Origin of the sequence: Streptomyces sp. NPDC007162, assembly GCF_040634175.1 — a bacterium.
Classification (GTDB): Bacteria; Actinomycetota; Actinomycetes; order Streptomycetales; family Streptomycetaceae; genus Streptomyces.
Genome location: NZ_JBEYFC010000867.1, coordinates 1 through 2,389 on the forward strand (window position 1 = coordinate 1; position 2,389 = coordinate 2,389).

At 66.6% G+C, this 2,389-nt stretch carries 2 protein-coding genes; both read right to left on the reverse strand.

What is annotated here, in order from left to right; genetic code table 11:
* Nucleotides 1–58: 58 nt before the first annotated feature.
* Nucleotides 59–1,663 (reverse strand): ABC transporter substrate-binding protein, encoded by a 1,605-nt coding sequence (locus tag ABZ646_RS45120; protein WP_360533174.1) that lies wholly within the window; start codon nucleotides 1,661–1,663, stop codon nucleotides 59–61.
* Nucleotides 1,664–2,086: 423 nt separating this feature from the next.
* Nucleotides 2,087–2,389: HAD family hydrolase (locus ABZ646_RS45125; RefSeq protein ID WP_360533177.1), on the reverse strand; the 303-nt coding region annotated here is incomplete at its 5' end.

Sequence of the window (2,389 nt, forward strand, 5' to 3'; positions counted from 1 at the left end):
CACGGGCGCCCCTCTCCGGGTGGAGAGGGGCGCCCTTCGCGTCGTACCGGACCCGGTGTCAGCTGCTGGAGCCGCGGCCGAGCTCCCACAGCTGGAGGCTGGCGGAGGAGTTGAGGGTGTAGGCGACGCCCGTGATGTCGTCGCGGGCGGCGACGTACTGCTTGCCCTGCCACAGCGGGAGCAGCGGGACGTCGTCGGCGACGGCGTCCTGGATCTGGGTCAGGCTGCCGGAGGCGCTGGCCCGGTCGGCCTCGCGGCGGGACTCGGGGAGCAGCGTCTTGATGATCTTGTTGTTGACGTACGGCGACTGGAGGAAGTTGTCCTTGTCGAGGAACGGCGCCAGGAAGTTGTCGGCGTCCGGGAAGTCGGGGAACCAACCCATGCCGTAGACGTCGTACTCGCCCTTGCGCTCGGCGACCTGGTACGTCTTCCAGAGGGTGCCCTGGATGCTGACGTCGAACAGGCCGCTGTCGTTGAGCTGCTTCTGGAGGACCTCGAACTCCTGCTTGGTGGCCGAGCCGTAGTGGTCGGTCGTGTAGTGCAGGGTGAGCTTCACCGGGGTGGTGATGTTCGCGGCGGCCAGCAGGGCCTTGGCCTTCGAGACGCTCGGGTCGCCGTACTTGTTGAAGAACGAGTTCGAGTGCCCGGTCACGGAGGCCGGGACCAGCGAGTACAGCGGTTCGGCCTGGGAGCCGTAGACCTTGGCGACCAGGGAGGCGCGGTCGATGAGCTGGGCCATGGCCTCGCGGACGGCCTTGGACTTGACCGTGGGGGCGTCGGTGTTGAAGCCGAGGTAGCGGATTTCCAGGCCGGGCATCTCGACGAGGTCGACGTTGGAGTCGTCACCGGCGTCGAGCTTGTCGATCTGCGCGGGCGACATGGTGCGGGTCATGACGTCGATGTCGCCCTTGTCGATCGCCTTGCCCATGGCGTCGGCGTCGTCGTAGGAGCGCAGGACGACCTGCTCGTTGTTGACCTTCACGCTGCCCTTGTAGTTGGGGTTCTTGGTGAAGGTGGCGGAGACGATCGCGTCGTCCTTGACGTCGGCCTTGAAGGTGTACGGGCCGGAGCCGTCGATGTCGAAGCCGTCGCGGAGCTTGTTCTTGTCGTAGTCCTTCGGGTTCACGATGCCCGCGACCGGGGTGGACAGCTTGTACGGGAAGGTGGCGTCGGCCGACTTGAGGTGGAAGACGATGCCGCGGTCGCCCTCGGTCTCGATCGTGTCGATGTTGGTGAGCAGTCCGTAGGGACCACCGACGGCCTTGATGCGCAGGGCCCGTTCGATGGACCACTTGACGTCCGCGGCGGTGACGGAGCTGCCGTCGGAGAACTTCAGGCCCTCGCGCAGCTTGCAGGCGTAGCGCTCGCTCTGGCTGTCGGTGAAGGAGCAGCTCTCGGCGGCGTCGGCGACCGGGTCGCCCTCGCCCTTGGGCTGGGACATGAGGGTCTGCACGGTCTGCCGCAGGATGTTCCAGCCGCCGACGTCGTAGGAGTAGGCGGGGTCCAGGGGCGCCGGGGCGTCCTTCGTGGCGGTGAACCTGTCCGTGGTGCCGACGACGATCGCGTCGCCACTATTGCTCCCACTGCCGGATCCCCCGCACGCGGCGAGAACCGGAGTGAGCAGACCGACCACGGCCGGCAGCACCAAAGTCTTGCGGTTCATGCTCGAAGTTCTCCAGAGCTGTTCGTGTCCGTGTATCCGGCATCCATGGGGTGTCGACGCAAGATCACGGGGATAGCGGCGATGTTCTCGCGACGAGATTAGTCGGCGCCTGCAGGGCGGTTGGCAGGAGCGTGAGTTGAGACGTCATCACGCAGTGGAACCGGGCGCGGACAGACCGAAAACCCGACAGCGGCAGGATTAGTGCAGCGTCTCCCCAATCGGGACACAAGGTCACCGGGTTTCCCCCCGTTCGGGGGTGGACGGCACACGTCGGCAACGTTGTCGAGCCTCGCGCACGTGGGGAACGTCACACATGAAACGGGGCGGTCGGGTATCGGAATTCAGCCGGTCGAACAGTTGCGAATTCCGTTGAGTGACCCCTGCGGAGATTTCCGCAATGGTCTTTGCACGCTGGGTGAACGGCTAGGGCATTTGCGTCATCAGCCCGTGCAGAAATGCCAGGTCGACCTCTTCCAGGGAGGTGACCACGGTGCGTCGTTCGGCGGGGGTGATCGGTGCGACGGACGGTACGGCGACCACCTGGCAGCCTGCGGCCTCGGCGGCGGCGACACCGGTCGCGGTGTCCTCGACGACCGCGCACCGGGCCGGATCCACCCCGAGGCCCGCGGCGGCGAGGAGGTAGGGGTCCGGGTAGGGCTTGGTGCGCGAGACCTCGTCGCCTGCGATGGACAGGGTGAAGTGCTGCGGGCCCAGCACGGTCAGGAC